This window comes from Kitasatospora sp. NPDC101108 (assembly GCF_055584725.1).
In genome coordinates, this window is sequence record NZ_JBVJLM010000001.1 from 337571 (window position 1) to 362876 (window position 25306).

General features: G+C 72.6%; 23 protein-coding genes. 3 read left to right on the forward strand and 20 right to left on the reverse strand.

From position 1 onward, the window contains the following. Positions 1–122 precede the first annotated feature (122 nt). The 6 genes from ACZ6Z8_RS01535 to ACZ6Z8_RS01560 form a co-directional block, all read right to left on the reverse strand. Positions 123–1766: a multicopper oxidase family protein gene (locus ACZ6Z8_RS01535; RefSeq protein ID WP_465605168.1), complete on the reverse strand. Its 1644-nt coding sequence runs from the start codon at positions 1764–1766 to the stop codon at positions 123–125. A gap of 364 nt (positions 1767–2130) precedes the next feature. Continuing rightward, the gene (locus ACZ6Z8_RS01540) at positions 2131–3357 is read right to left on the reverse strand and encodes an MAB_1171c family putative transporter (RefSeq protein WP_465605171.1); all 1227 of its coding nucleotides are present in this window, start codon (positions 3355–3357) and stop codon (positions 2131–2133) included. Continuing rightward, positions 3357–3878, reverse strand: coding sequence for a hypothetical protein (locus ACZ6Z8_RS01545; RefSeq protein WP_465605174.1), 522 nt, complete (start codon positions 3876–3878; stop codon positions 3357–3359). The genes ACZ6Z8_RS01540 and ACZ6Z8_RS01545 overlap by 1 nt, the downstream gene beginning before the upstream one ends. 141 nt (positions 3879–4019) lie before the next feature. Next, positions 4020–4547 (reverse strand): hypothetical protein, encoded by a 528-nt coding sequence (locus tag ACZ6Z8_RS01550; protein ID WP_465605176.1) that lies wholly within the window; start codon positions 4545–4547, stop codon positions 4020–4022. A gap of 108 nt (positions 4548–4655) precedes the next feature. Next, on the reverse strand, positions 4656–4823 hold the full coding sequence (locus tag ACZ6Z8_RS01555; RefSeq protein ID WP_465605179.1) for a hypothetical protein: 168 nt from the start codon (positions 4821–4823) through the stop codon (positions 4656–4658). A 79-nt stretch (positions 4824–4902) separates the two neighbouring features. Next, on the reverse strand, positions 4903–5295 hold the full coding sequence (locus ACZ6Z8_RS01560) for a ribonuclease (RefSeq protein ID WP_465605181.1): 393 nt from the start codon (positions 5293–5295) through the stop codon (positions 4903–4905). A gap of 216 nt (positions 5296–5511) precedes the next feature. Here ACZ6Z8_RS01560 and ACZ6Z8_RS01565 point away from each other — a divergent pair, with 216 nt between their 5' ends. Then, the gene (locus ACZ6Z8_RS01565; protein ID WP_465605184.1) at positions 5512–6735 is read left to right on the forward strand and encodes a glycosyltransferase; all 1224 of its coding nucleotides are present in this window, start codon (positions 5512–5514) and stop codon (positions 6733–6735) included. A 49-nt stretch (positions 6736–6784) separates the two neighbouring features. On the opposite strand, the gene ACZ6Z8_RS01570 is transcribed toward ACZ6Z8_RS01565, so the two are convergent. Then, positions 6785–7900 (reverse strand): phosphatidylinositol-specific phospholipase C domain-containing protein, encoded by a 1116-nt coding sequence (locus ACZ6Z8_RS01570; protein WP_465606297.1) that lies wholly within the window; start codon positions 7898–7900, stop codon positions 6785–6787. A 321-nt stretch (positions 7901–8221) separates the two neighbouring features. On the opposite strand from ACZ6Z8_RS01570, the gene ACZ6Z8_RS01575 reads away from it, so the two are divergent. Then, on the forward strand, positions 8222–8875 hold the full coding sequence (locus ACZ6Z8_RS01575) for a dihydrofolate reductase family protein (RefSeq protein WP_465605187.1): 654 nt from the start codon (positions 8222–8224) through the stop codon (positions 8873–8875). Between the two features lie 196 nt (positions 8876–9071). On the opposite strand, the gene ACZ6Z8_RS01580 is transcribed toward ACZ6Z8_RS01575, so the two are convergent. After that, positions 9072–9950: a geranyl diphosphate 2-C-methyltransferase gene (locus ACZ6Z8_RS01580; RefSeq protein WP_465605190.1), complete on the reverse strand. Its 879-nt coding sequence runs from the start codon at positions 9948–9950 to the stop codon at positions 9072–9074. Between the two features lie 80 nt (positions 9951–10030). Continuing rightward, positions 10031–11398, reverse strand: coding sequence for a family 2 encapsulin nanocompartment cargo protein terpene cyclase (locus ACZ6Z8_RS01585; protein WP_465605194.1), 1368 nt, complete (start codon positions 11396–11398; stop codon positions 10031–10033). 486 nt (positions 11399–11884) lie between these two features. Between ACZ6Z8_RS01585 and ACZ6Z8_RS01590 the strand changes: the two genes are divergently transcribed. Continuing rightward, positions 11885–13210, forward strand: a complete 1326-nt coding sequence (locus ACZ6Z8_RS01590; RefSeq protein ID WP_465605197.1) for a radical SAM protein — start codon at positions 11885–11887, stop codon at positions 13208–13210. 58 nt (positions 13211–13268) lie between these two features. Here the strand turns inward: ACZ6Z8_RS01590 and ACZ6Z8_RS01595 are convergent, their stop codons facing one another. The 11 genes from ACZ6Z8_RS01595 to ACZ6Z8_RS01645 all read right to left on the reverse strand — a co-directional run bounded on the left by ACZ6Z8_RS01595 (position 13269) and on the right by ACZ6Z8_RS01645 (position 25286). Further along, a complete protein-coding gene (locus tag ACZ6Z8_RS01595) occupies positions 13269–14072 on the reverse strand; it encodes a thioesterase family protein (protein WP_465605200.1) in 804 nt (267 codons plus the stop codon). Between the two features lie 256 nt (positions 14073–14328). Next, positions 14329–15384 carry an NAD(P)/FAD-dependent oxidoreductase gene (locus ACZ6Z8_RS01600; RefSeq protein ID WP_465605203.1) on the reverse strand — a complete coding sequence of 352 codons (1056 nt, stop codon included), beginning with the start codon at positions 15382–15384 and terminating at the stop codon, positions 14329–14331. After that, the gene (locus ACZ6Z8_RS01605; protein WP_465605206.1) at positions 15381–15728 is read right to left on the reverse strand and encodes a cupin domain-containing protein; all 348 of its coding nucleotides are present in this window, start codon (positions 15726–15728) and stop codon (positions 15381–15383) included. Before ACZ6Z8_RS01605 ends, ACZ6Z8_RS01600 begins: the two co-directional genes overlap by 4 nt. Before the next feature lie 151 nt (positions 15729–15879). Continuing rightward, positions 15880–17184 (reverse strand): lysine N(6)-hydroxylase/L-ornithine N(5)-oxygenase family protein, encoded by a 1305-nt coding sequence (locus ACZ6Z8_RS01610; protein ID WP_465605209.1) that lies wholly within the window; start codon positions 17182–17184, stop codon positions 15880–15882. Then, complete coding sequence (locus ACZ6Z8_RS01615) at positions 17184–18836, reverse strand: class I tRNA ligase family protein (protein WP_465605212.1); 1653 nt, start codon at positions 18834–18836, stop codon at positions 17184–17186. Before ACZ6Z8_RS01615 ends, ACZ6Z8_RS01610 begins: the two co-directional genes overlap by 1 nt. Next, positions 18833–20251, reverse strand: coding sequence for a KamA family radical SAM protein (locus ACZ6Z8_RS01620; RefSeq protein WP_465605215.1), 1419 nt, complete (start codon positions 20249–20251; stop codon positions 18833–18835). Before ACZ6Z8_RS01620 ends, ACZ6Z8_RS01615 begins: the two co-directional genes overlap by 4 nt. Positions 20252–20368: 117 nt before the next feature. After that, the gene (locus ACZ6Z8_RS01625) at positions 20369–20983 is read right to left on the reverse strand and encodes an SET domain-containing protein (RefSeq protein WP_465605217.1); all 615 of its coding nucleotides are present in this window, start codon (positions 20981–20983) and stop codon (positions 20369–20371) included. Between the two features lie 4 nt (positions 20984–20987). Then, complete coding sequence (locus tag ACZ6Z8_RS01630; protein ID WP_465605220.1) at positions 20988–22274, reverse strand: preATP grasp domain-containing protein; 1287 nt, start codon at positions 22272–22274, stop codon at positions 20988–20990. A gap of 11 nt (positions 22275–22285) precedes the next feature. After that, positions 22286–23014, reverse strand: coding sequence for a class I SAM-dependent methyltransferase (locus tag ACZ6Z8_RS01635; protein ID WP_465605223.1), 729 nt, complete (start codon positions 23012–23014; stop codon positions 22286–22288). A gap of 173 nt (positions 23015–23187) precedes the next feature. Next, on the reverse strand, positions 23188–24036 hold the full coding sequence (locus ACZ6Z8_RS01640) for an alpha/beta fold hydrolase (protein ID WP_465605225.1): 849 nt from the start codon (positions 24034–24036) through the stop codon (positions 23188–23190). Next, the gene (locus tag ACZ6Z8_RS01645; protein ID WP_465605228.1) at positions 24036–25286 is read right to left on the reverse strand and encodes an MFS transporter; all 1251 of its coding nucleotides are present in this window, start codon (positions 25284–25286) and stop codon (positions 24036–24038) included. The genes ACZ6Z8_RS01640 and ACZ6Z8_RS01645 overlap by 1 nt, the downstream gene beginning before the upstream one ends. Between the last annotated feature and the right edge of the window lie 20 nt (positions 25287–25306).

Consider the following 25306-nt stretch of genomic DNA (forward strand, 5'->3'; position numbering starts at 1 on the left):
TTGAGAGGTCCTGACCCTCTGCCCCTCGGTGCGCGCCCTACCGTGCCGGAGGTCACCGCCGCCGTACTCGCCAACCGCGCCGCCGGCTCGGCCTGCGGGCGTTTCCGCAGGTCAGAGGCCGTCTAGCGGACCACGTCGATGAAGCTCATCATGCCGTGGTCCTCGTGGGCGGCGATGTGGCAGTGGAACATCCACTTCCCGGGGTGGTCGGCGAAGGGGATGCGGATGACCACTGTGCCGGGGGTGCCGTCGACGGCGTGGGGGACGGGGACGGTGTCCTGGCGGGCGGTGTAGGGGCGGGGGCTGCCGTTGACGGAGAGGACCTGGAAGGCGGTGGTGTGGAGGTGGAAGGGATGGTCCTCGCCGGAGTGGTTGACGATGGTCCACTCCTCGACGGTGCCGAGCTTCGCCGGGGTGGTGAAGACGGAGTCGCCCGCCGCGAACTGCCGGCCGTTGATGTAGAAGGTGTCGCCGTCGGCGCTCTCGGACAGGTCGACGGTGCGGCGTTGGGCGACGGGCGCGGCGGCGAGGTCGGCGGGGGCGGTCGGGAGGCTGCCGGTGGGATCCGGGAGGCGGTGGGTCGGGTCTCCGGCGATCCTGATCGTCGCCAGCTCGGTGTCGGGGTAGCCGTCGCCCTGGGGGCCGTTGCTGTAGGCGAGGGTGCGCAGCTTCGTCCTGGCGGGGCGGGGGCCGGCGGTGACCAGGACGTCGTAGCGCTTGCCCGGAGGCAGCAGCAGGTCGTCCGCGGTGGTCACCCGGGCGACCGGGGTACCGTCCTCCCCCACGACGGTGAAGTGGTAGCCGTCGAGCCGGAGCCGGTAGAAGATGTCGGCCCCGGCGTTGACCAGGCGCCACAGCTGGGTCTCGTTCGGCCGCATCGACAGCACCGGCCACAGTCGGCCGTTGACCAGGCGCACGGTCGGGTTGTTCGAGTCGATCGACGTCGTGCCGGCGTTCTGCCGGATGTTCCCGGCCCGGTCCAGTTGGACGTCCTTGAGGACGACGGTGTGCGCGGTGATGTGACGCAGGTCCGGCGGGAGCAGGGTACGGTCGTCGCCGACGACCAGGGCGCCGGAGAGGCCGGCGAAGATCTGGTTCTCCACGTCGCCCGTCATGCCCGCCATGCCCGGCCCCGTCATCCCGGTCGTGCCCGGCACGCCCTGGGCTCCCGGCCCCGGGCATGCGGTGCCCATGGCGTGGCTGTGGTACCAGAAGGTGCCCTGGGCGTGGTCAGCGGGGATCGTCAGCCGGTAGGTGGTGTCGGCGCCGGGCGCGACGCACAGGAACGGGTCGTCGGACTGGCCCTCCGGTGAGACGTGCAGCCCGTGGAAGTGCAGGTTGGTGGCCACCGGAAGGTGGTTGACCAGGTGGATGGTGACGGTCGAGCCGGGGTTCACGTGGAGGGTGGGGGCGACGTACGAGCCGGTGTAGGAGGCGCCGTAGGCCTCCCGCCCGGAGACGTCGAACCGGCCGCGGGTGGCGTCCAGAGTGATCGTCACGTTCTGGTCGCCGTGGCCGGTGGTGTCCGCGACGGGCGGGTCCTGGAACGGCGTGCCTGCCCGCATGCCGTGCTCCTGGTCGGCCGTCGAGGGCGGCTGCGGGGCGTCGGCGGGCGAGGCCGCCATCGCCTCGGCGCCGAGGGCGGCCGAGATCAGCACCGCCACCGCCGTCATCGCGTGGAGGATCCGCCGGGTGCGGCGTATCTGCTGCCGATGAGGGTCGGTCGGGGCTTCGATGTCGTGGGACATCAGGTCTCCGATGTTCATGGTGTCCGTGAGGGTTGGTGGAACCGGCCACACAGCCTGATCGTTTGTCCGGTCCTTGACAAGTCCTCGACGGACCGACGGCCGGCGCTCCCGCCCACCCCCGTAGGTCGGGAGCGCCCCGCCGGTCGGCCCGGTTCCCCGGGGCCGCCGTACTCTTCGGGCGCTTACGGCCCGCTAGCTCCAACCGGTGTCACGGGATCGGCGTCCGCCACGTCCGCTTCCCGAACCGCACATCCCCGCCCCCAGGTTGGTAGCGGCGGGCTCCCCCACCGCGCGACGATCATAATCGCCACGGAGGGAAAACGGCACCTCCCGTCCGGGGCCGGACGGCGCGGACGGTCAGCGGCAGGGAAGTGACTTCGCGTCAGGGGGTGGAGTGTCGGTCGTCCTCGGTCGTACCGAGCTGCCGGTAGGCGGCGGCCACGCTGAGCATCCAGGCGATCTCCTCGCGCGGCGTGCGGCCGCCGGTGGTGGCGGCCAGGGCCGCGGGCGGGGCTGGGGCGGGGAGGGCCCGGGCCCGGTGCCGGACGGCGGTGCGCAACCAGCGGGCCTCGACCCGGGCGAGGTCCTCGTCGCCGGCCGACGTCGCACCGTCCCCCGCCGTCGAGGCGATCCCGGCCGCCGGACCGTCGCCGGCCGTCGAGGCGGCCTCGGGCACCGGGGTGTCCTCGCGCAGCACCAGGGCCGCGTCCCGGATGGCGAAGGCCCGGTGGGCGAGTTCGACCGAGCGGTCGCGGACGGTCAGCAGGTCGCGCAACCGGCTGCTCGGGGTGCCGAGCACCACCTGCGGGACGGCGGCCACCACGTCCGCCCAGAGCGGGTGCAGCCGCCACAGCGCGTACTGGTCGCGCAGGTAGCCCACCAGGGTCCGGGCGGGCGGAACGGTGACCCCGAGGACGAGCAGCACCAGCATGAGCGCGGGCAGCAGCTCGCTGAGCGTGTCCTGCAGCGGTACGGGCTTGCCGTCGGCGTCGAACTCCTTCGCGTTGCCGCTGGTGATGATGAAGTGGTAGCGGTAGAGCGCGTAGGCCAGGCCGGTGGCCCCGGACGCGGCCAGGCAGGTCAGCCCGGCCCGCAGCGCCCCGGGCGGGACGGCCTCCCGGCTCGACCAGAACAGCATCATCGCCCGGGCGCTGGCCAGCGCGAAGACGGTGTCGAAGACGCAGAGGTAGACCTTGACCCCTGGTTCGCCGAAGTGTGCGTCGATGCCGAAGGCGCCGTCGGCGTCGTGCGGGAGGGCGAAGACGAACAGCAGGGTCAGGGCGAGGCCCGCGGCCACGGTGAGCAGCAGTCGCACGCGGGCGGCGCCCGGCCGCTCCGGGCGCCGCCGGACCGCCTGGACGTATTCCAGCAGGAAGTACGCCGCGGCGACCCCGGCGAGGTGCTTGAGCAGCTGGGTGACGTCCCGGATGCCGGTGACCTCGCCGAGCGCCCGCTCGACGAACGCCGGCCGGCAGCTGAGCCCGAGGGCGATCGCGGTGAAGGCCGCCCACAGCGCGCGGTTCGCCCGGGAGGTGAAGGCCGAGGGCGCCCGCCAGATGACGACGGCCCAGATCAGCGCGGGCATCAGCCAGGTGAACAGGGGGCGCATCAGGGCCTCCTCCACCGGGGCCGGCGGATCGGGTGCAGCAGGCTCGCGGCAAGGCGGTCGGAGTCGGGGCTCGGGTCGGTGGTGGCGTCGACCAGGTCAGCCAGCAGCAGGGCGATCATCTCGGCCTCCTGCTCGTCGGCGGTCTGGTAGCTCGTCCGGCCCGCGCCCATCAGCTGGGCGATCAGTTCGGGCGTCAGGTCGGGCAACAGGGCGGCCAGCCGGGTGAGTTCCAGGGTGCCGGTGTGGCCGCACAGGACGTGGCCGAGTTCGTGCAGTTTGATCAGGTCCTGGTGGGCCGGGCTGGTGCGCTCCTCGTAGTAGACGACGTCGATGCTGGGCAGCGCGATCCACAGGCCGCAGGGGAGGTCGGGGCCGAGCGCGGGCAGCGGCTCCATGACGATGCGTCGGCCCCGCTCGCGTTCCAGCGCGGCGCGGAAGCCCTCGACGGTGAAGGGGACGGGCAGGCTCAGGCCGGAGAGCCGCTGTTCGCAGCGTCGGCGCAGGCCACGGGGGAAGACCAAGGCGAGGGTGTTCCTTAGGGGCGGGGGCGTTCTACGGGTGCGGATCCGAGGGGTGCACGGCGCGCACCCGTCATCTTCCGTCGGCTGGGGTGGCGTGCCGGCCGTCGTGGCCCACGGGGCCCTCGGGCCGGCCGTCCTGGCTCACGGGGCCCCCTCCCCCGCGGCGTCCTGTTCGAGCTTCCGGAGGTTGTCGGCGAGCGAGAGCAGCACCCGCAGGCTTCCGTCGGAGAGCGCCGAGGCCCGCCTGACCAGGCTGACCACTCCGTCATTGCCCAGCGCCTGCCTCAACTCGGCGACCCGTTCGAGCTGTTCGAGCTGCTCGTCGACCACGGCGGCCTTCGCGTCGTCCAGGAAGTAGCTCGCACCGGCACCGATCCCGAAGCCCCGGCCCAGCCAGTCGAGGGTGTCCACGGTCGGGTTGCAGGCCTGGCCCTTCTGGTTCAGACCGAGGTGGAGGTTGCGGACGGTGTCGCGGGAGATGACGTCCCGGCCGGCCAGGCGGTTGATCCGGTCGGCGAGTTCACGGTAGGCCGGGGGGCGTCCGCCGGACCTCGCCGCCTCACGGGCCATCAGCCGGTCCAGTCGGCGGGCGATGGCCGAGGCGCGCTCCCCCGGCTCCCCCGGCTGCTCCGGCCCGCCCGTTCCGTCGCCCACTGCCGCCTTCGCCATCTGCGCCCCCCTCCGCGGCCTGCCACTTTACCGTCGGTGCTCGACCGGACGGTAGCCGAGCGGCGCGGGGCGGTGGCGGCCCGGGAGGACGCGGGAGGTCAGCGGCCGTCAACGGCCCGGGTGGTGGACGAAGCGGTACGTGTCGCGGTCGAGTTCGGTGACCTGGACGCCGATCGCGGCCGGGACGGCGATGTGCGCGCCCGGCACGTCGCGCACCCGGGCGGTCGGTTCTGCGCGCCGGGCGGTGCTCCGGCCGGCCAGGATCTTGATCTCCACCGGCACCACCCGGAACGCGAGCGGGCCCCGGCACGCCGTGGGTTCCGGCGGCCGGGGCCCGGCGGGGCGGTGGGTGCGGTCAGCAGCCGAAGTCGATCAGACGGAAGGTCGCGTAGTGGTCGCTGGTGTAGTAGTCCTCCTGGGACCGCTGGCCGGTGACGATCCGGCGGGTGCCGCGGGTCGGCGCACCGGGGGTCACCACGGTGTACTCGTGGTAGTAGCCGGAGCGCTGGGCGGGCAGCACGCCCTCCTTGTTGGTGAACACCACGCCGTCCTGGCGGTACGGGAACGGCCCGCCCCTGGCGATCAGGCCGAGGGTGGTCCGGGCCTGGGACGGCAGGGCGGAGACGCACACCTTGCCGCTCACCGCGGCCTGCGCCTCGGTGGCGACGGCGACGGGCGCGAGGGTGGCCAGGGAGAGGACGGCGACGGCGACGGCACGGGACTTCCACGCGCGTAGAGTTCGGGTCATGCCAACCAGGATGGCGAGCCCCGGGGCTCCCCGGAAGCCCCGTTCGGAGTCTTCATCTCCGGTCAACTCGCCGTACCCGTCGATGACTTCAACCGGCAGGCCGGCCGCCGTCGCGGTCCGGCGAAGCAGCGCCGCGCCCGGGGAAGGCCCCAACTGATCGGCGCCACAAGGCGGAAGCAGGCCGGGCCGCACCGGGTCGGCGGCAGAATCGGCCCCATGCGCATCCTGATCGTCACCACCGGCTCCCGCGGAGACGTCGCACCGTTCACCGGCCTGGGCCGGCGACTGGTGCAGGCCGGGCACCGGGTCTCGGTGCTCGCCCACCCGACCTTCGCCACCCTGATCGAGTCCTGCGGCCTGGAGTTCCGCTCGCTCCCCGGGGACCCCAGGGAGTTCGTCCTCGGCCGGTCGCGGGCGACCTCCCCGGAGGAGACCCGGGCACTGGTGACCGCGTTCGTGAACGGGCTCGCCGACGGCGTGGCGGAGGCCGTGGCGGGCGGGGCCGACCTCCTGCTCACCGCCTTCGCCCCGGCGCCGCTGGCCCTCACCGCGGGCGAGGCCCTCGGCGTGCCCGTGCTCGGCACCTACCTCACACCCGCCTTCGCCACCGCGCGGTTCCCCCTGCCCGGCCCCGCCGGCACCGATGACCTCGGTCCGGCGGGCAACCTCGCCGCCGGCCGGGAGCGGCTGCGCAGTGCGGAGCGGCTGTTCTCGGGGGCCGTGGCGCGGCTGCGCGAGCGCCTCGGCCTGCCCGGCGCGGCCGCGCCGGAACCGCTCGGGCACACCCGGCCGGTCGTCCACGGCTACAGCCCGCTGCTGGAGCCGCGCCCGGCGGACTGGCCGGCACCGGTGGAGGTGGCGGGCTTCTGGTGGCCCGCCCGGCCGCTGGACTGGCGGCCGCCGGCCGAACTGGTCGACTTCCTCCAGGCCGGGCCCGCTCCGGTGTTCATCGGTTTCGGCAGCATGGCGCCGGAGGAGGGCGAGCGGCTCGGTGAGCTGGTGACGGCGGCGGTGCGGCGGGCGGGTGTGCGCGCGGTGGTCCAGGCGGGCTGGGCCGGGCTGACGGCGGCGGGTGACGGCGTCCTCTCCGTCGGCGACCTGCCCCACGACTGGCTGTTCCCCCGTACGGCCGCCGTCGTCCACCACGCCGGGGCCGGGACCACCGGCGCCGCGCTGCGTGCCGGGGTCCCCGCCGTGCCGGTGCCCGTGATGATCGACCAGCCGTTCTGGGCGGCGCGGCTGCACCGGCTGGGGGTCGCGCCGCAGACCGTGCCCTTCTCGGAACTCACCGCCGAGCGCCTCGCCGCCGCCGTCACGGCCGCGCTGGCCGGGCCGGTCCGCCGACGGGCGGCCGAGCTCGCCGGGCTCGTCGCGGGCGAGGACGGCGCCGGGGCCGTCCTCGCCCACGTCGACCGGCTCGGCGGGGGCCGTCGCCGCTGAGCCCGGCCGGTCCGGCCGGGATCGGGTCGGGTCGGGCCGCCGCGGAGCGTCAGCCGCGGGGCAGCACCAGGGACTGCACCGTCGGCAGCTTGCGCCAGTCGCTGGACACGATGCTGGCGTGCGCCCGGGCCAGCTGCTCGGTCCGGGCCCTCGCCTGGTCGGCGGTCGGGTCGGTGGCGCTGATCTGCGGCGCGACGTTCTGGGCGTCCGTCATCACCACCAGGTAGTGGGAGCGGTCGTACCAGGCGGTGTCGATGCCGTTGAGATAGGCGGCGGCGTCGCCGTCGAAGACCACGAACCAGGGGCGGATCCCGGCGTCCGCGCCGGTGTACTTGCTGCGCGGGTCACCGGCCGCCGCGCCGTGCACGGCCGGGAACAGCTGGGCCTGGCCGATCCGCCCGGCGGCGGCGAGGTCGCGCAGGTGCCGCCCGTACTCGACGTCGGTGTGCAGGGTGTCGAAGGGGTTGTTCTCCTCGACCGTCCCCGGTATCGCGTAGAGCAGCACCCGCCCGGCGAGGGCGGAGCGGCTCGGCCAGTTGCCCGCCCGCACCGCCTCGTCGACGGTGGCGTACGAGCCGCCGCCGGGCTTGGCCAGCAGGTCGGCCGGGCGCAGCACCGCGTCGCCGAGGTGCGCGGCGATCAGTGCGTCGAGCTGGTCGGGGCCCATCCCCATGTTGGCCGCGAAGCCGCCCTTCAGCTCCAGCTTGACCACCAGCGGTCCGGCGGCCGGGTGGGCGCCGAGCCAGACCCGGATGTCGTCGAGGCAGTGCTCCAGGTTCTTGTTGGTGCCGCCACCGTAGAGCTGGCCCGGGTTGTCGGCGGCGGTGCAGTTGTTGGAGTTGCCGAGCGGGTTGGAGTGGCTGACCTTCCACTCCTTGGTGATGACGTCGGTCCAGAGGTCGAGCTCGATCATGCCGGTGCGGGTGTCCAGGCTCTGGGCGAGGTACTGGTAGGCGGCCGGGTCGTAGGTGTTGTGCAGGCCGACGGTGGTGGCCGAGCCGAACGGCAGGTCGTCCGTGCCGGTGTCGGCGGCCGCCGGGGCCGCGGTCGGGACCAGGGCGGCGGCACCGGCGAGCAGGCCCGCGGCCAGGAGGCCGGCCAGGGCGCGGCCGGAAGTCGTGCTGCGCGCGGTGGTACGGCGGGCGGTCGTACGGCCCGAGGTCATGCGGCGTGCGGTCGTACGGCGTGCGGTCATCGGAATCGTTCCCCCCGGGGTCGGTCGTGGCGGCCGCCCGTGCGCGCCGCCGGAGGCAGCATCGCCCGGCGGAGCGTGCACCTCGTGAAGAAGGCACGACAATAGCGTGACGACTTCTCCACCCCTGCCCCGCCCCTCCCCTGCCGGCGGCCGCCACGCCCCACCGGTGACGCAACGTCAGATTTGTCGGACCCGGGCGCTAGCGTGGCCCGCGAGCGGACGGCCGGAAGCGGTGGTGTGGTGGACGGTCGCGAGCGGCCGCATTCAACGAAGAGCAGTGGAGGCAGCACCGTGTCCCTGGTCCGGGTCCACAACTTCTCGATCTCCCTCGACGGCTACGGCACCGGCGAGGGCCAGAGCCTGGAGAGCCCCTTCGGGCACGCCACCGACCGGCTGCACAGGTGGTTCTTCGGCACCCGCACCTTCCGGCGGATGCACGGCAAGGAGGGCGGCAGCACCGGGCTGGACGACGTGATGGCCCGCACCTGGGGCGAGGACATCGGCGCGGAGATCATGGGCCGCAACAAGTTCGGCCCGCAGCGCGGGCCCTGGGAGGACGAGGACTGGCAGGGCTGGTGGGGCGCGAACCCGCCCTTCCACACGCCGGTCTTCGTGCTCACCCACCACCCGCGCCCCAGCCTGGAGATGGAGGGCGGGACGGTCTTCCACTTCATCGACGCCACCCCCGAGGAGGCCCTGCGGCAGGCCCGGGAGGCGGCCGGCGGCAAGGACGTCCGGATCGGCGGCGGCCCGCGTACCGTCCGGGCCTTCCTGGAGGCCGACCTGATCGACCACCTGCACGTGGTCGTGGTGCCGATCGTGCTCGGGCGGGGCGAGTCGCTCTGGGCCGGGCTCGAAGGGCTGGAGGAGCGCTTCGACACCGAGGCGGTGACCGGCCCGAGCGGCGTCACCCACCTCACCTTCACCCGCCGCGGCACTACATGACGGTCACCGGCGCCGGTGGCGGCTGACCGCTGACCGCTGACCGCTGACCGCTGACCGCCGACCGCTGACGGCAGACGGCAGACGGCACCGCGCGACGGCAGACGGGCGGCCTCCTCGCACCCACACGAGGAGGCCGCCCGTCGGTCCGGGGGCCGGTCGGACGCGGTTCAGGCCCGTCCGGCCCGGGCTGATCCGGTCAGACCCGGTCGGCCGCGATCAGCACGTACTGGAAGGAGCCGTCCTTGTAGGACTCGATGAACGCCTCCTCGATGCCGGTGACCAGCGAGGTGGTGTTCCGCAGCTCCCAGTAGGGCAGGGTGTCCGGGGTCAGGTCGATGACGGCCTGCGGCACCAGGCGGTTGTCGGCCATCGCCCGCAGGTACTCGCGGCGGGAGTGGATGTTGCACTCGAAGTGCGCGTTGATCTGCGAGACCCACTTGGACGGCTGGCCGTACTTCGGGTTCCAGCAGCCGGTGATGGTCACGTACCGGCCGCCGACCGCCAGCACCCGGGAGTGCTCGGCGAACAGGTCGTGCAGGTCGACGTACATGCTGGACTCGTTGTTCCAGGAACCGGCAATGGAACCGTTCTCCAGGGGCATGTCCAGCATGTTGGCGACCCGGGAGCGGACGAACTCGCCGATGCCCAGCTCGGCGGCGCGCTTGTTGCCGAAGTCGGCCTGCTGGGTGGAGAGGGTCAGGCCCTCGACCCGGCAGCCGAAGCGCTGGTGGGCCATGACCATCGAGCCGCCGCGGCCGCAGCCCGCGTCGAGCAGGGTGGACTCGGCCCGGATGTCGCCGAGGTGGTCGAGCAGGACGTCGGCCTGGGCGGACTCCAGGCGGTGCAGCTCGGCGATGACCTTCTTCTCGCGCTCGCTGTCCGCCGGGTCGCCGATCGCCTCCTGGTCGATCTCGCCGATGCCGTAGTGGTGGTGGTAGAGGCCGTCGACGTCGCCCAGGCGCAGGTTGACCGGACGTGCCTCGTGGTCCCAGTAGCGCGCGATGTCGCCCTGGTACGGAGTCGCCGGGCCGGGGATGGCGCTGCCGGGGGTGGTGATGTCGTCGGTCAGGGACATGGGGGTCAACTCCAGGTTTCTCATGGGCGGTTGTCGGGACATCGGGCAATAGCGGCTTGCGGCCTGGTAGGGCCTGGTGGTTACCAGAAGTCCGGCAGGCTGTAACGGTGGGTATTGGTCTGGTGCCAGTAGTGGTTGCCGTCGAGCCACGCGGCCACCCCGCGCAGGAACCGCACCAGCGTCGGCACCGGGCAGGCGAGCGCCAGCGCGGCCGACTCGGCCTCGAAGGCGTGCATCAGCTCGTTGTGGACCTCGACCGCCTTCAGGTAGCCCTCCTTGCGGGAGACACCCTCGCGCTCGGAGATCACCACCGGCAGGTTCAGGTGGAGCCCGGGGCTGGCGAGCTCCTTGGTGTACGAGTACAGGTCGTTGACGATCGTGGTGGCGTTGCCGGCCAGGGCGATCACCCGCTGCATGGCGGGCAGCGCGTGCAGCTCGGCGGGCAGTTCGTAGCCGCCGACGGTGTCGGTGATCGTCGGGCAGGGGCGGAAGTTGTTGAACTGGCGCATCGCCAGGTACTCCCACACCTCCGGGACGTGGTCGGTCTCGGCCCAGGCGGCCTCGGCCAGGTACCCCATGTGCAGCCGCGCCATGTCGTGCCGGAAGCGGTCCGACTGGGAGGGCGTGGCGGCGCGGACGAAGTAGTCCATCGCCGAGCGGTACGAGCGCCGGGGCGCGTCCTCGGAGAGCGAGGCCTCCCAGGCCGGGTGGTACTCCGGGGTGGTGTGCAGCGGGTCCAGCGCGGTGTGGGCGAGCAGCAGGCGGCTGCCCAGACCGATCGGCGAGCCGCCGAGGTCCTCGCAGTAGCAGTCGTCCACCGCGTTCTCGGCGACCATCAGGCGGGCCGCGAGCATCAGGTGGTCGGTGCTCGGCGCGTCGGGGTGGCAGGCCACCATGTAGCGCCCGGTGGAGAACCCGTCGAAGTCCTTCTCCCACTCCGGCGGGTAGAGCTCGATCTCGTCGACCGCCCAGGCCTTGAGCTTGAGGCTGAGCTCCTCCACCCGGACGGGGTCGGGCTCGGCGATCGGGTGGTGGTAGAGGCCGGGGATCGGGTCGCCGAGCTTCGGCTTCCCGCCGCTCGGCGCCGCGGCGGCCCGCGGCGCGGTCAGCGCGGCGGCGAGGGACGGCACGGGCAGGGACGGCACGGGCAGCGAGGGACCGGGCAGGGACGGCACAGGCAGCGAGGGGACGGGCAGGGACGACTTCTGGACGTCCGGAGCCGCTGCCCCGAGGGCCGCCGTCTCGGTCACGACGGCCTCCAGTGCCATGGTCTCGACCAGCCTGGTCTCGACCACCACCGTGTCCGCGGTCTCCGCGGTCGGGACCCCGGGGGCGTGAACCGTGGGCCCGGCGGTCTCGGGCGTCGGCGCCTGAGGCCTCAACTGCAGCCCGGAGGTGCCCAGTCCGGTGGGACCGCGGAGAATCCGTTCGATCGACGGGGAGCTCATGGGCCCACCGCCGGGGCGGGTGCGGGCCCGGGCCGGGTGCCCGTTCTGGTGCGCAGGGGCATGGAGCCTCCTCTGAGAGGGATCGCATGATGTGACGGGTCGTCATCCCGCCTGACGCGATGGGGAACTCCACGCCGCGGGCCCCGTCTCGCTCGGTTCCCAACCGTAGGCGCGAAAGCCCGTTCCGGATCGCAACGGGCGATCTTCTACACCCGATAGGGTGAACGTTCAGACTGACGGCGTTTGCCCGCTCCCGAGTCATGCATCGATCAACCCCGCTGTTCGGCGCCCGTTCCCGAACCGGTCACCCCTCCCCGCTCCGCCGCCGCGTCAACCCGGTGAACCCCACCCGTGTCCCGGTCCGCCCACCGGCGTTGCGCCCCCGATCGTTCCCGCCGGGCGGGCCTGTCCGCGCCACCCGCGTAAGGGGGAGGAAACTGGGCGCAGCGCCGTGCGAGGAACGGGGCCAGGAAGGAAGAGCAGCGCATGGAGAGCCAGGCCCGCAGCCGGACCGCAGTCGTCGAGGACCTCATGGAGCGCTTCCCCGACGTGCCCCGGGAGGCGGTGATCAAGGAGGACCTGCTGCGCGGCGGGATGGCCTTCGACGAGTCCGCCCTCAGCGGCAGCACCGGCGCCGACGGGGGTGGCGAGGTCAAGCCGAAGTCGTACTTCATCTTCTCCTTCGACCACCGCACCCTGCCCGAGCTCGGCGCGGCCGCGCTGAACCGGCCGCCGGAGGAGATCGTGCTGACCGGCGGGCCGTACGGGCTGCGCCGCACGGTGGTGTCGGTGCGGGTCAACCCGGACTCGCCGTACCGGGTGCGCGCGGGCGAGGACGGCTCGCTCGGCCTCTACCTGGACGGCGCGCGGATCGCCGACGTGGGCCTGCCGCCGATGCCCGACTACTACCGGCACACGCTGGCCAACGGGAAGTCGGTGATGGAGGTCGCGCCGACCATCCAGTGGGGTTACCTGATCTACCTCACGGTGTTCCGGGTCTGCCAGTACTTCGGCGCCAAGGAGGAGTGCCAGTACTGCGACATCAACCACAACTGGCGCCAGCACAAGGCCGCCGGGCGCCCGTACACCGGGGTCAAGCCGGTCGAGGAGGTGCTGGAGGCGCTGGAGATCATCGACCGGCACGACACGGCCCGGGCCTCCCGGGCGTACACCCTCACCGGCGGGGCGATCACCTCGCAGGTCGGCGGGCGGGACGAGGCGGACTTCTACGGCCAGTACGCCAAGGCCATCGAGGAGCGCTTCCCCGACCGGTGGATCGGCAAGGTGGTCGCCCAGGCACTGCCGCGCGATGACGTCCAGCGCTTCCGCGACCACGGCGTGAAGATCTACCACCCCAACTTCGAGGTGTGGGACAAGCGGCTGTTCGAGCTCTACTGCCCCGGCAAGGAGCGCTACGTCGGCCGGGACGAGTGGCACCGCCGGATCCTCGACTCCACCGAGGTGTTCGGCGCGGAGAACGTGATCCCCAACTTCGTGGCGGGCGTGGAGATGGCCGAGCCCTTCGGCTTCACCACGGTCGACGAGGCGATCGCCTCCACCCGGGAGGGGCTGCGCTTCTTCATGTCCCACGGCGTGGTGCCGCGCTTCACCACCTGGTGCCCCGAGCCCACCACCCCGCTGGGCAAGGCCAATCCGCAGGGCGCGCCGCTGGAGTACCACATCCGGCTGCTGCAGACCTACCGGGCCACCCTGGAGGAGTTCGGCCTGTCCTCCCCGCCCGGCTACGGGCCGGCCGGGCCGGGCAGGGCGGTGTTCTCGGTGAGCTCCTTCATGGACTCGCTGCCGGGCTGAGCCGGTACGACGGCGCCGTCCCGGGCTCGGGGTGGCGCCGCCGGTCCGCCGGCGGGCGTCAACTGCCGGGCATCGGGCGGACGGTGAGGATCTGCTCGGCCCGGCCGACCGGCCCGTGGACGTCGTGCAGCACGGTGCTGGTGACGCCGTGCCCGGACGGGCCGAAGCTGACGGCGGTGTCCAGGCCGGTCCAGCGGCCCTCGGGGCGGCGGTGGAAGTGGATGGTCAGGTCGGTGTTGGGGAACATCCACGCGGTGGGCTGCTCCCGCACGGCGATGCCGTTGGCGGTGTCGACCAGGGCGATGAAGGCGGCGTGCGGGCTGCTCCCCTCCCCCGCGACGATCTCCAGCGGGGTGGACAGCCAGGCGGCGGCGCGGCCGGGGGCGGTGGACCGGCGGCGGACCTCGACCGAGGCGATGTAGCCGCCGCCCCACTGGTCGCCCATCGGCCACGGCTCGAACTCCTCCGGTGCGGGCAGCCGTTCGTCGTGGGTGCCGGCGACGGCGCTGGTGTCCTGCTCGGCCAGGAACCAGGCCCGGGCCCGGACCACCGCCCGGCCGTTGACCGAGGCCACCGCCTCCACCAGTTCGATGGTGCGGCCGGGGCGGAGGGTCTCCACCGTGATCTCCAGCTCGTCCAGGGCGATCAGGCCGAGTATGTCGTAGCTGATCCGGGCCAGGGCGAGCCCGTCGGCAGGGCGGTCGGCCCGGTGGCGGTCGATCGCGTGGGCGATCAGGCCGCCCACCGGGCTGAAGTGCTGCTCGTCGGGGTGCCAGGCGCCCTGCGCGTGGGCGGTCGGCTTGTAGCTGTGTTCGCCGGTGCGCTGGTAGTAGCTGTCGGGCGCGGCGGTGGGGGTGGTCAAGGTGCGCTTCTCCTCGGGCCGGATCGCGGTGGTACAGCGGACGCCGGGCTCGTGGCGGGCGTCCGCGATCACGATCGTAGGAGTCCGAACGGCCCCCGGAGCTGTGATGCGCCCCACACACCTCCGGCCGCGGCCGGGCCGGCCGGTCACGTGCCGGTGCCGAGGTCCGGACGGCCGATCACGTGCCGGTGCCGCCGCCCGGAGTCGGACCGGACGGCGGCACCGGGGACGAGCGGTCGCCCCGTACGGTCCGGACTCAGCCCATGACCGCGCGGACCGCCCTGGCGGCGAGGCCGGGGGCCAGCCGGACACCCGAGCCGGAGCCGCCCAGGACGGCGGCCAGCCCGGGCAGGCCGGGATCGGTGTGCACGAGCGGGAGGCGGTCCGGGGTGTAGAGGTCGCAGAACGCCCGGCCGCCGGTGACCGACGCCGCGGCCAGGTGGCTGCGGGCCGCCAGCGCGGCCGTGCCGTCACGCAGGTCCCCGTCGTCCAGGCGGCCGTCGAGGGTGTCCGGCACCGCGTCCCAGACCTCGCTGCGGAAGCTGACCAGGGCCGAGCCCGTGGCGAGGGGAAGCAGGAACAGGTCGTCGTCGACGAAGTAGACGAGCGGATCACCGACCCGGACGGGCAGGTCGGCGTGCAGCGCCGCCACCCGCTTGACCCGGGCCGGCGCATCGCCGCCGGGCGGCAGCTCGGTCAGCGGCGGCTGCCACGGGCCGGTGGCGAGCACCACCCGCCGCGACCTCCAGGTGACGTCCCCGGCCTCCAGCAGGTAGTCGCCGTCCGCACGGACGACCCGGTCGATGTGCTGACCGGTCTCGACCCGCAGGTGCCCGTCGGCGATCAGGTCGACGAGGAGCGAGTCGGCCAGCGGCCGTGCCCAGACGGCGAAGCCCTCTCCGTCGTGGGTGACGAACCGTTCGTCCGCTCCGACCACCAGGTCGGGCAGGTACTCGCGGATCCGGTCCTGGCCGGACGGCTCCAGCGCGCGCAGCGGTGCGACGACCCGGTCCTGGAACGCGGCGATCCGTTCCTGCCTCAGGACGTAGACCATCGGTACGGTCCGCAGGAACACCTCGTTGCGGGTGCCCGCCAATGCGGCGAAGCGCTCGGCGCTGACCCGGTGGAGCTCGCGGTGGTCCGGGGTGGGCGCGATCGGGAAGCTCGCGCCGGCCGACCAGGTGGTGGCGCCCCCGGCGACGGCCCCCTTGTCCAGGACGAGGATCTCCCAGTCGGGACGCAGCCGCCGGGCCTCGTGGGCGACGAATGAGCCGATGATGCCGCTGCCGACCACGGCGAGGTCGACGATCACCGCTCCTCCTCCGACCACCAGAGGCTGAACACATCGAGCGGGCCGTCACCGGAGTTGGTGACCTGGTGCGGCACGAAGGACGGGAAGTACACGCAGTCCCCGGCGGCCAGCTCGATGCTCCTGTCCTCGCTCCGGACGGTCCCGGTACCCGCACGAACCATCCAGACCTCGGCCACCCGGTGCCGGTCGAGCTCGCTGGTGGCGCCCGGGGGGACGGTGAACCGGGAGGCCTCGAACGGCCAGCCGGCGAGCGGCGTTCCGGGGCCGCCGGCCACCTCCTCGACCACCATCCCGGACGGCATCACCTCGCCGTCCAGGTACTGCGCTTTCGTGGCTTCGTTCATCGGTGCCTGCCTTCGAAGAGTCGGGAGCTGGTCCGGTGACGGTGTCGATCCGAGCGGTCCCGGACCGACCCGGCCGCGGACCGCTGACACGGTCGTGGCGGCCCGTCGCGGACATCCGCGGCCGCCCCGCCGGATGTCCGCGCCGGCGGACTCACGGTGTGACGTAGGCGGGGTTCTTGTCGTGCTCGGATGACCGGTCCCAGGCGACCGTCGTGGAGAAGTGGCCGAGTCGGTAGACCTCGCGCCCGACGAGCGAGTTCACGATCCGGGCGCTGCGCCAGGCGGCCAGGCTCAGGTTGGGGTCGGCGATGCCGTGGGTGGTCTCGGCCGCGTTCTGCACGTAGATGCGCAGTTCCTGCGGGCCGTCCCAGTCGAGCGAGTAGTCGCGCCGGATCCGCAGCGCGCCGTGCTCGTCGACCAGCCTGGGCCGCAGCAGTTCCAGGAACTCGGGCAGGGAACTGCGGTATCCGGTGCAGAAGACGACCACGTCGGCCGTGCGGGACTCGATCCGGTCGCCGTCCTCGTCGTGCAGCTTCGCGGTGATCCGGCCGCCGTCGCGGGTGAGGTCGACCACGCGGCGGCCGGCGAGCAGCTGGTGCCGTACCGGGGCGCCGACGACCATGTCCAGGTGGTAGAGCCGCTGGTAGATTTCCCGGAGCAGGGACTCGGAGATGCCGTCGCTGGCCAGCCTGTGCTGCGCCAGCAGACTGGTCCGGCGGTCGGCGGGCAGCTCGTGGAAGTACTCGACGTACGAGGGCGTGAACCACTCGTTGGTGAACGGTGAGTCGTCCATGGGCAGGAAGCCGGCCCGGCTGGAGAGCCAGGTGAGCGAGGCGGGCAGGTCCTGGTCGTCGGCGAGCAGGTGGTTGACGATCTCGGCGCCGCTCTGGCCGCCGCCGACCACGATCACGTCCTTGCCCCGGGTCTCGGGAGAGACGTGGAGGAACTCGGCCCCGTGCAGCACCTGCCGCCCCCGCAGCGGCACGGCGAACTCCGGCAGCTTCGGCGTCCGCCCGGTGCCGAGGACGAGCGCTCGGGCGGTGTGTCGTTCGCCGGTCGAGGTGCAGACCTCGAAGCGGTTCCCGGCGAGGCACACGGACTCCACCCGCTGCTTCCAGTGGACACTGTCCAGCTGGTCGGCGGCCCACTGGTAGTACTGCTCGAACTCCTGCCGTGAGCAGCTGATCCCGTTCGCGACCAGCGCACGGTAGATCCGGCCGGTCCGGACCAGGAAGTTGAGGAAGGAGTAGCGGCTCGTGGGGTCGACGAGGCTGACCAGGTCCTTGAGGTGGGAGACCTGGAGCTGGGCGTCGGGGAGCATGATGCCGCTGTGCCACTGGAAGTGGGGTTTGGCCTCCAGGAACCTCGTCCGCAGACCGGCGACGGGGGCTGCCAGCGCGGCCAGGCTCAGGTTGGCCGGGCCGAGCCCGAGACCGAGGACGTCGGTGGGTCCCATCACTGGCCTTTCTGCACAACGGCGGCAGGGTCGAACAGCGGGCAGGCGTCGGCGAGTTCGCCCGCCGCGAGGGGGACGGCGACGGCCTCGCGCCAGTCGTGCTCCGCGACGGCGCCGGGCAGGCCGAGCGCCGACCAGAGCTGCTGGGCCATCGTCGGGGCAACGGGGTAGAGCCCGGCGGCGAGGGCCGCCGCGGCGGCGAGCTCGGCGCGGACGCCCGCGACGAACTCGGCGTGCAGCCCGTCGAGTCCTCGCAGGTGCTCGTGGTGGTCGCCCAGTTCGGCCGCGTCCCGGACCAGTTGGTCGAGCAGTTGCAGGGCGCGCCGCGGCGAGAACTCCTCGGCGGAGTAGGCGGCGTCGATCCGCCGGAGCGTGTCCGCGGCCCGCTCCCGCAGCCCGGCGGCGGACGGCGCGAGCGGGACGGGCTGCCGCGCCCCGTCGGGCTCGCCCGGCCGGTTCGCCGCGGCTGCCCGGCGCCTGCCGAGGTCGGCCAGCCAGCCGTGCCAGCGTGCCAGCAGGTCGTCGCGCAGGAAGGTGGTGAACCGCGACCACGTGAAGCTGGTCTGGGTGGCGGAGGGCCGGTCCCAGCAGAGGTGGAGGCGCAGGTGGTCGGCGGGAACGTCGCGGAGCGCGTCGAGCAGCCAGATGGCGTGGCGGCGGCTGGTGGAGAACTTGAGGCCGTCCAGGCGGTAGAACTCGTTGGAGACGAAGGCGGCCGGGAGTGTGATCTCCGGGTCGTACGCCTTCATGACCGCCGGGAACAGGACCGCGTGGAACCACCCGTTGTCGTAGCCGAAGAACTGGACGGTCCGACCGCCACCGCGCCAGGTGTCGCTGCCCGGCCGGAGGCGCTCCAGTTCCTCCGCGGCGGCGAGGTATCCGGTCGCCATCTCGAACCACACGTAGATGCGCTGCTCGGTGAAGCCGGGCACCGGGACGGTGAGGCCCCAGTCCGCCGGGTGCGAGACCGCGATCTCGGGCAGCCCGCCGTCGGCGATGCGGTGGCAGAGCGCGCGCAGGTGCCCGCCCATCCGCACCTGCTCCCAGAAGAGTTCCAAGGTCTTGCGCTGGGGTTCGAGTTGCAGGTAGAGCCGTTCGCAGTCGCGCAGTTCGCACGGGTCGCCGCAGACGGTGCAGTGCGGATCGGCCAGGTCGGCGCAGTCGTTGGGCAGCCCGCACACCTCACAGGCGTTTCCGCAGGAGGCGGTGCCGCAGTGCGGGCAGGCACCCGTCACGTACGCCTCGTACGCCCAGCGGTCGCAGGTCGGGCAGTACGGCAACGGGCGGGTGCGGGCGACGATGTCACCGCGCTCGTGCAGTGCGGCGAACACCTCCCGGGTCAGCTCGGCGTGGCGGGGCGAGCGGCGGGGGTGGCCGATCAGGTCGAAGCCGATCCCGGTGTCGGCCCAGGCCCGTTCGATCCGCTCGCCGTAGTGGTCGGCGACGTGCTCCGCGGTGTGGCCGTCGCGGACGGCCCGGGCCTCGGTGTAGCTCTGGTGGTCGTCGATCCCGGACAGGTAGGCCACCGGTTCGCCGGACCTGGACCGGTGCCGGCGGTGGACGTCACCGGCCAGGTACGGGCCGGAGAGGTGCCCCAGGTGGAGTTCTCCGTTGGGCGTGGGCGGGGTCGCGGTGACGAGCACGTTCATCATGACGGGACCTCTTTCGGGCTCCTGGGGCCGGCGTGGTGTTCCTGCGCCGCCGGAGCGTGGTCGCGCCACCACTGCTGTCCGTCGGGCGGGAGGGTGTCGATGGGGTCGTAGTACTCGTAGGTCCGGGACAGGTCCTCCGGCGCGGTGTCGTCGAAGCCGGTCCGGTAGTTCTTCGACCAGTACGAGATGCCGCGGACCCTGTCGTAGCTGCTGAGCTGGTGCACCCAGCGCTTGCCGACGAAGGGGACGTCGCACACGATCCGCGGGGTGGCGAACCCGGGGAGGTAGCCCATGATCGCGTGCTGGAGGTCCTGCGCCTGGGCGACGGAGGTGCGCCAGTGCTCGCTGAAGGGGATCATGTCGCAGAGGTAGAAGTAGTAGGGCATGATCCCGGCGCCGTCGAGCAGGTCGAAGCACAGGTCGAGCAGCGCGGCGGGGGTGTCGTTCACGGTGCGCATCAGGACCGCCTGGTTGCGGATGTCACGCAGCCCGGCCGACAGCAGCCGCGAGGAGGCCTCGCACACCAGCGGGGTGATCTGCTGGGCGGTGTTGGCGTGCGTGTGCAGGGCGATCTGGACGCCGCGGGAGCGGGCCTTGGCGCTGAGCCGCTCCACGACCGCCAGTGCCTCGTCGGACCCCCAGTGCTGGGGAAGGCCGATCAGTGCCTTGCTGGCCAGCCGGATGTCCCGGATCGACTCGATGTCCAGGAGCTCCGAGACGAAGGACTCCAGCCGGGGCCACGGCACGTTCGCCACGTCGCCGCCGGAGACCACGACGTCGCGCACGCCGGGACTCTTGCGCAGGTAGTCGAGCATGGCCTGGTAGCGGGCGTCCGGGCGCAGCAGGAACCTGGTCTTGGTGACCTGCGTGGTGGAGTTCCCGACCAGGTCCATCCGGGTGCAGTGCCCGCAGTACTGCGGGCAGGTGGCGACCAGTTCGGCGAGGACCTTGGTGGGATAGCGGTGGGTCAGCCCCTCGGTGGCCCACATGTCGCGCTCGTGGAGGGAGTCGCGCTCCGCGTACGGGTGCGACGGGAAGTCGGCGAGCCGGTCGGAGCGCACCGGCAGCATGTAGCGGCGGATCGGATCGGCGTAGTACGCGTCGGTCAGGGTGTCCGGCCGCCCGTCCCAACGTTCTTCGGGGACCATGGTGTTGATCATGTGGGGGGTGATCAGCAGGGGCATGGTCGCGGTCTCGCGCTGATCGCGTTCCAGGTCCGCGTAGAACGTGTCGGACACCGACGTGCCCAGCACGGCACGCAGTTGGCGGACGTTCTTGACGCAGTGGGAGCGCTGCCACTGCACCGAGCGCCAGTCCTGCTCGGTCACCTCGCGCCAGCCGGGCAGCCGACGCCAGTCCGGCTCGACGGGTTCGCGGTAACGGTAGTGGTAGGGCTGCTGTAGGTCGGAATGCACGTGCTTCCTCTCGTACAGGGGAGCCTCGGCTGTCGGGCTCCGGCCGTGGCAGCGGGGCTTCTCGCGAGCGGAAGGTCCCGCTGCCACGGTGTTCGTGGGGTCGGCCCGGCCGCTGTGTCAGAGCGTCAGGAAGGCCGGCGCGCACACGCTGGCTCCGCTCGTCACCTCGGCGATCGCGCTGCCGCCCCGCAGAATGCGGCGGTAGGGCGTGCTCAGCCCGTCCAGGACGTCGTGGAGCGGCTGCTCCACGGACGCGACCAGCGGGAGCACGGCGTCGATCCGGTCGCGCCACAGGTCCCTGAGCCGCTGATCCGCCCCTTGGGCGGTGGTGACCTGGCCACGGCACGAGGCGGTGCGGCAGTTGCACTCCATCGACCAGCCCTCGTCCTCGACGAAGGTGGCGTAGTCGCAGGTCACCTCCTCACCCGCGGCGATGTCCCGCACGGCCAGCCCGAAGTCGAGGCCGAGGTCGAGGACGTTGGCCTCGCAGGAGTGGTTCATCAGGTAGGCGCCGAGACAGGGCAGCAGCAGGCTGCCGTCGGCCAGCAGGTGGCCGTACTTGTCGAGCGCGGCGAAGCGCTCCTCGGGCAGTTCGGCGATCTCCTCCGTCGACCAGCGGGAGCACTTGGGGCACGGCAGCCAGATCACCGTGCCGGCCGGGATCGGCCGGACGGAGAACAGCCCGACGTTGTGGGTCGAGCTCGCCTGGACGTCGATTCCTCCGGCTAGCACGGGATCACGCCAGCTTCAGGGCGGCGGCCAGGCCGGCCTCGATCTCCTCGGCCCGGGCGTGGCTCTCCGCGAGCACGAGGTAGCGCCACTTGCCGTCGAAGGCCAGGGTGTCGGAGGTGAGGACCACGCCCTCGGTGCCGCCGGGCTCGAAGGCCAGCCCGGCAGCCCGGACGCGGGCCAGGCCGGCGTCGAAGTCCCGTTCCACACCGCCGACCCGGGAGTCGGCGAGCCAGACCGCCCGCTCCGCCTGCTCGTCTCCCAGCAGGCGGTGGACCATCAGATCGAGGTACGTGGCACCGGTCTTGCGGACGTTGCTCTCGGTGGCGTACAGCACGTCATCGGCGGTGATGCCGCCGTCGATGTCGAACGGCCCGCGGTAGCCGGCCCGGTGCAGGTACGCCCCGAGCGCCATGCCCGCGGCCTTCAGTTCCCGGACCGCGCCGGTGGTGGCCACCAGGGGCGTGATCTGGCCGCTGAAGGCGCCGTTGGGGGTGCGCATCTCACCGACGTGCAGGATGTACGGTCCGGCCTCGCCGACGGCCATCTCGACGGTCACCACGCGGGCGAAGTCGAGGCGTTCTTCGACGACCCAGCCCGGCGGCTGCTCGGCGACGGTCGGCAGGTAGGCGTCGAGCCGGCTGTCGAGTTCCGGCAGGTCCTGCGGGCCGAGGAAGACGACGCCGTAGCCGTTGGAGCCGCGGGCGGGCTTGACGACGGCGCCGCCGTGGGCGGTGACGAGCTCCCGAACGGCCGCGGCGAGCTCCTCCGGTGTCCCGCAGGAGCGTCCCTCGGCGGTGCGGATGCCCAACTCGGCCGCCACCGAGCGGAATCCGGGCTTGGTGTTGATCCGGTAGGCCGCTTCGGTGGCGCTCTGCGGGACGGTCCCGGAGTCGTACCCCTCGAAGGCCAGGCCGAGTTCGGCGGCCGTCTCCAGAGCCGGTCGGTCCTGGGCGAAGGGCTGCAGGCGGATACCGGGCCGCTCAGCGGCGAGCTCACGGAGCCGCTCGACCAGGCCGTTCTTCCGGACGGCCTCGGTGAGCGTGGCCAGCCCCTCGGTCGGGGCGGCCAGCACCTCGACCTCGCCCGGGTCGATGCCGAGCAGCTCGCAGGCGTAGGTGCGCAGCGGCTGCGACATCTGCGTGGGGATGACCAGGACGTCGCCCGGCTGGGTCAGCCAGATCTTGCGCGGGGAGACGGCTACCAGGGCGGCACTGTGCCGGGGAACGGGGACGGTGACCATCAACTCGTTGACGAAGTTGCCGAAGATCACCAGCGGGTAGTCGCGCTTCATGATCGGGTTCCTCACTTCCCGGCCTTGACGCCGCCGAAGATGGCGTGCCCGGCCTTCATCCAGTACAGGTCGACCTCGATGAACCCGGCCTCGCGCAGCCAGTTCAGCTGATCGAGGACGGGGGAGGGCTTGTCCAGCTCGTCGGGGTACTGGTAGCAGCTCCACTCCAGCTCGTGGAAGCGCTCGTACGGCCTCAGGCCGCCCGTTCCGGCGAGGCTCTGGTCGCGGACCGACTCGTCCCACATCCGGCGGGTCAGCTCCAGTCCCCGTGCGCCGACCGGCTGGACGAGGTCGGCGATGACCAGGCTGCCGCCGGGGCGCAGCATGGCGTGGACGTCCCGGAACAGCTCGCGCTTGCCGGGGCCGTCGAGGTGGTGGACGGCCAGGGAGGACACCACGGCGACCGGCGCCTCGGCCCGGGTGCGCCAGTTCCGCTCGGCCAGGTCGAACTGCTCGGTGCGGAAGCGGGTGCCGTGACCGGCGAGCTCCCGGCTGGCCGTGCCGAGCATGGCGGTGCTGAGGTCGAGCCCGACGACGGTGGACTTGGGGAAGGCCTTGAGCAGTGCCTCGCTCAGACGGCCCTGGCCGCAGCAGAGGTCGAGGATCTCCCCCGGCTCCTGCGGTTCGGGGATGACGGAGGTGATGACGTCCATCTGCACCTGGCGCTCGGGCACGAAGTACTCGCCGAGCTCGATGAAGTCGTCGGAATCCTGCTCCTGCCATTCCTGCTGGTCGTTCACGGGATTGTTCGTCCTTTCGAATCGGTTCTTTCGTGGGGGAATCCGAAAATGCGCGTGGAAAACCGTTCGGCGGCCGATTCCGGGCATGCCGAAGGGGGTCTCTTTCGGGTACGTGCTGATGTCCTCCGGCCGACCGGAAAAGGGGTCGCGCCGGAGCGGGTCACCGCAGCGGATTACCGCAGGGGGGAAAGGCCGTCCAGGAATTCCGCGACTGCCGTCACGACGGCCCCGGGGGCGTCCGCCTGGCACATGTGGCCGGAGTTCGGGATCGTCACCGATACGGCGTCACGAGCGGACTTCCCGAGCAGGGCCAGGTGGCCGGGGCCGGCCCAGCCGTCCAGCTCGCCCGTGAGGACGAGCACCGGGCAGCGGGCCTGGGCGACGTCCGCGGGCACCCCGTCCAGGACGGGGAAGACCCGTTCGTTGAAGTACCTGAGCGCATCGACGTTGGCGGGCTGCGCGGCAACCCGCGCCTGCCAGCGGCGCAGCCGTCCGGTCATCGGGGCGACCCAGAGCGGGACGACCCGGGCGATCAGCCGGCCCAGCCCTTCCTCCAAGGGGTAGTCGTCGCCCTGTTCCTCCAGGGCGCGCAGCGCGTCGGCGCAGTCCGGTTCACCGGCGCGGGCCCGCTGGAGCGCCTGGGCCTCCTGCACCGCGCGGTCGCCACCGTAGGCCGGCGTGGCCAGCAGGACGACGCTGCGGACCAGTTCGGGGTACCGGGCGGCTACCCGGGCCACCACCACCCCGCCGTGCGAGTGCCCGAGGAGGTCGACCGGCCCGTCCGCCTCCCGCCGGATCCAGTGCGCGAGGTCGTCCGCGTAGTCCTGGACGGCGTACGCCAGCGGGTCGGCGGGCCGGGGGCTGTCCCCGGTGCCGCGCGGGTGCAGCAGCACCACACGGCGGTCGTCGCCGGCGAGCGCGGCGAGCTGGTCGATGTAGTGGGGGTGCATGCCGGGACCGCCCGGGTGGCAGACCAGGGTCCGGCCGGCGCCGTAGCGGGTGTCGGCGAGTGGCAGGGCCATCAGGCCTCCCGGGGGATCAGCAGCCGGCCCAGCAGCGCCGAACAGCCCGCCAGGACTCCCGCGGTGGCGAGCGCCGTGGTCACCGAGTGGGTGACGAGCGCACCGCCCAGCGCCGTTCCGACCGGGAAGCCGATCAGGTTGACACTGATCGAGACGGTCATGATGCGGCCGAGCCACGCCGGTTCGGTCCGGCGCTGGCGCAGCGACAGCAGGCTGACGTTGACCGTGCCCTCGGCCAGGCCCACCAGCGCCAGCCCCAGGCCCAGGGTGACCAGGGACCCGAGCGCGGTCACCGGGAAGATCGCGACCGCGCAGACCAGCGTCGCGCCGACCATGTAGCGGCGTTCGACCCCCGCCCGCAGCACCTTGCCGGCGAAGAGCGCGCCGACCGCTCCGGCCAGGCCCATGATCGCCCACATCGCTCCGACGTAGCGCTGCGCCGTACCGCCCTCGCCGTACCGGTCGGCCACGGCGACGGGCACGATCACGATCAGCATGCCCGCGGCGGCCTGGTACAAGGCGTACGAGGCGGCGAGGCCACGCAGGGTGGGACTGCGGAACAGGTAGGCGATGCCCTCCCAGGCCGAGCGCAGCAGCTGCGTGCGGGGGGCGGCCGGCTCTGCGGCGGTGCCGCCGCGCAGCATGGTCAGGCTGAGCGCGGCGAGGCCGTACATGCTCGCGACGCTGAACAGGGTGGGGTTGGGGCCGATCGCGGCGAACAGTGTGCCCGCCAGCAGCGGGCCGACCACGTCGATCACCGAGAAGGTGCTCAGGTCCAGGGCGTTGGCCTTGTCGTACGCGGCTTCCGGCACGAACCGGGGGAAGAGCGTGCGGACACCGCCCGCGGTGAGCGGGCTGGTCAGCGAGTAGAGCGCGAGCAGGCAGAACAGCGCGGGTTCGGTCAGCGCGTCGCTCACCGAGAGCACGGCGATGCCGCCGATGAAGACGGCGCTGGACAGGGTGTCCAGGGCCACCGCCCGAACGGCACCGAGCCGGTCCAGAACGGCCCCGGCGACCGGGCTGATCAGGAAGCCGGGCAGCGTCAGGAAGAGACCGCTCAGACCTGCCACGGACGCGGAGTCGAACTCCGCGAGGACGTAGAGAACGGTGACGAAAAGGAGCATGCTGCCGGCCAGCCGCGATAGCGATGCCGCCAGCAGGAGTTGCGGGACGTTTCGACTGGTCAGGACCTGACGGTAGGTCAGGGGAACAGTCGCACCCGATTCCTCGACCATCCCGGAAACAGTCATGTCCGGCACTCACCGGCCGG

What these genes read in the sequence shown, in the direction of transcription:
- ACZ6Z8_RS01615 (WP_465605212.1), bottom strand. Translation starts at nt 18,836, where the DNA reads ATGATGAACGTGCTCGTCACCGCGACCCCGCCCACGCCCAACGGAGAA.
- ACZ6Z8_RS01605 (WP_465605206.1), bottom strand. Translation starts at nt 15,728, where the DNA reads ATGAACGAAGCCACGAAAGCGCAGTACCTGGACGGCGAGGTGATGCCG.
- ACZ6Z8_RS01640 (WP_465605225.1), bottom strand. Translation starts at nt 24,036, where the DNA reads ATGGCCCTGCCACTCGCCGACACCCGCTACGGCGCCGGCCGGACCCTG.
- ACZ6Z8_RS01610 (WP_465605209.1), bottom strand. Translation starts at nt 17,184, where the DNA reads ATGGGACCCACCGACGTCCTCGGTCTCGGGCTCGGCCCGGCCAACCTG.
- ACZ6Z8_RS01535 (WP_465605168.1), bottom strand. Translation starts at nt 1,766, where the DNA reads ATGAACATCGGAGACCTGATGTCCCACGACATCGAAGCCCCGACCGAC.
- ACZ6Z8_RS01580 (WP_465605190.1), bottom strand. Translation starts at nt 9,950, where the DNA reads ATGTCCCTGACCGACGACATCACCACCCCCGGCAGCGCCATCCCCGGC.
- ACZ6Z8_RS01550 (WP_465605176.1), bottom strand. Translation starts at nt 4,547, where the DNA reads ATGGCGAAGGCGGCAGTGGGCGACGGAACGGGCGGGCCGGAGCAGCCG.
- ACZ6Z8_RS01585 (WP_465605194.1), bottom strand. Translation starts at nt 11,398, where the DNA reads ATGAGCTCCCCGTCGATCGAACGGATTCTCCGCGGTCCCACCGGACTG.
- ACZ6Z8_RS01630 (WP_465605220.1), bottom strand. Translation starts at nt 22,274, where the DNA reads ATGAAGCGCGACTACCCGCTGGTGATCTTCGGCAACTTCGTCAACGAG.
- ACZ6Z8_RS01570 (WP_465606297.1), bottom strand. Translation starts at nt 7,900, where the DNA reads ATGACCTCGGGCCGTACGACCGCCCGCCGTACCACCGCGCGCAGCACG.
- ACZ6Z8_RS01560 (WP_465605181.1), bottom strand. Translation starts at nt 5,295, where the DNA reads ATGACCCGAACTCTACGCGCGTGGAAGTCCCGTGCCGTCGCCGTCGCC.
- ACZ6Z8_RS01590 (WP_465605197.1), top strand. Translation starts at nt 11,885, where the DNA reads ATGGAGAGCCAGGCCCGCAGCCGGACCGCAGTCGTCGAGGACCTCATG.
- ACZ6Z8_RS01540 (WP_465605171.1), bottom strand. Translation starts at nt 3,357, where the DNA reads ATGCGCCCCCTGTTCACCTGGCTGATGCCCGCGCTGATCTGGGCCGTC.
- ACZ6Z8_RS01645 (WP_465605228.1), bottom strand. Translation starts at nt 25,286, where the DNA reads ATGACTGTTTCCGGGATGGTCGAGGAATCGGGTGCGACTGTTCCCCTG.
- ACZ6Z8_RS01565 (WP_465605184.1), top strand. Translation starts at nt 5,512, where the DNA reads ATGCGCATCCTGATCGTCACCACCGGCTCCCGCGGAGACGTCGCACCG.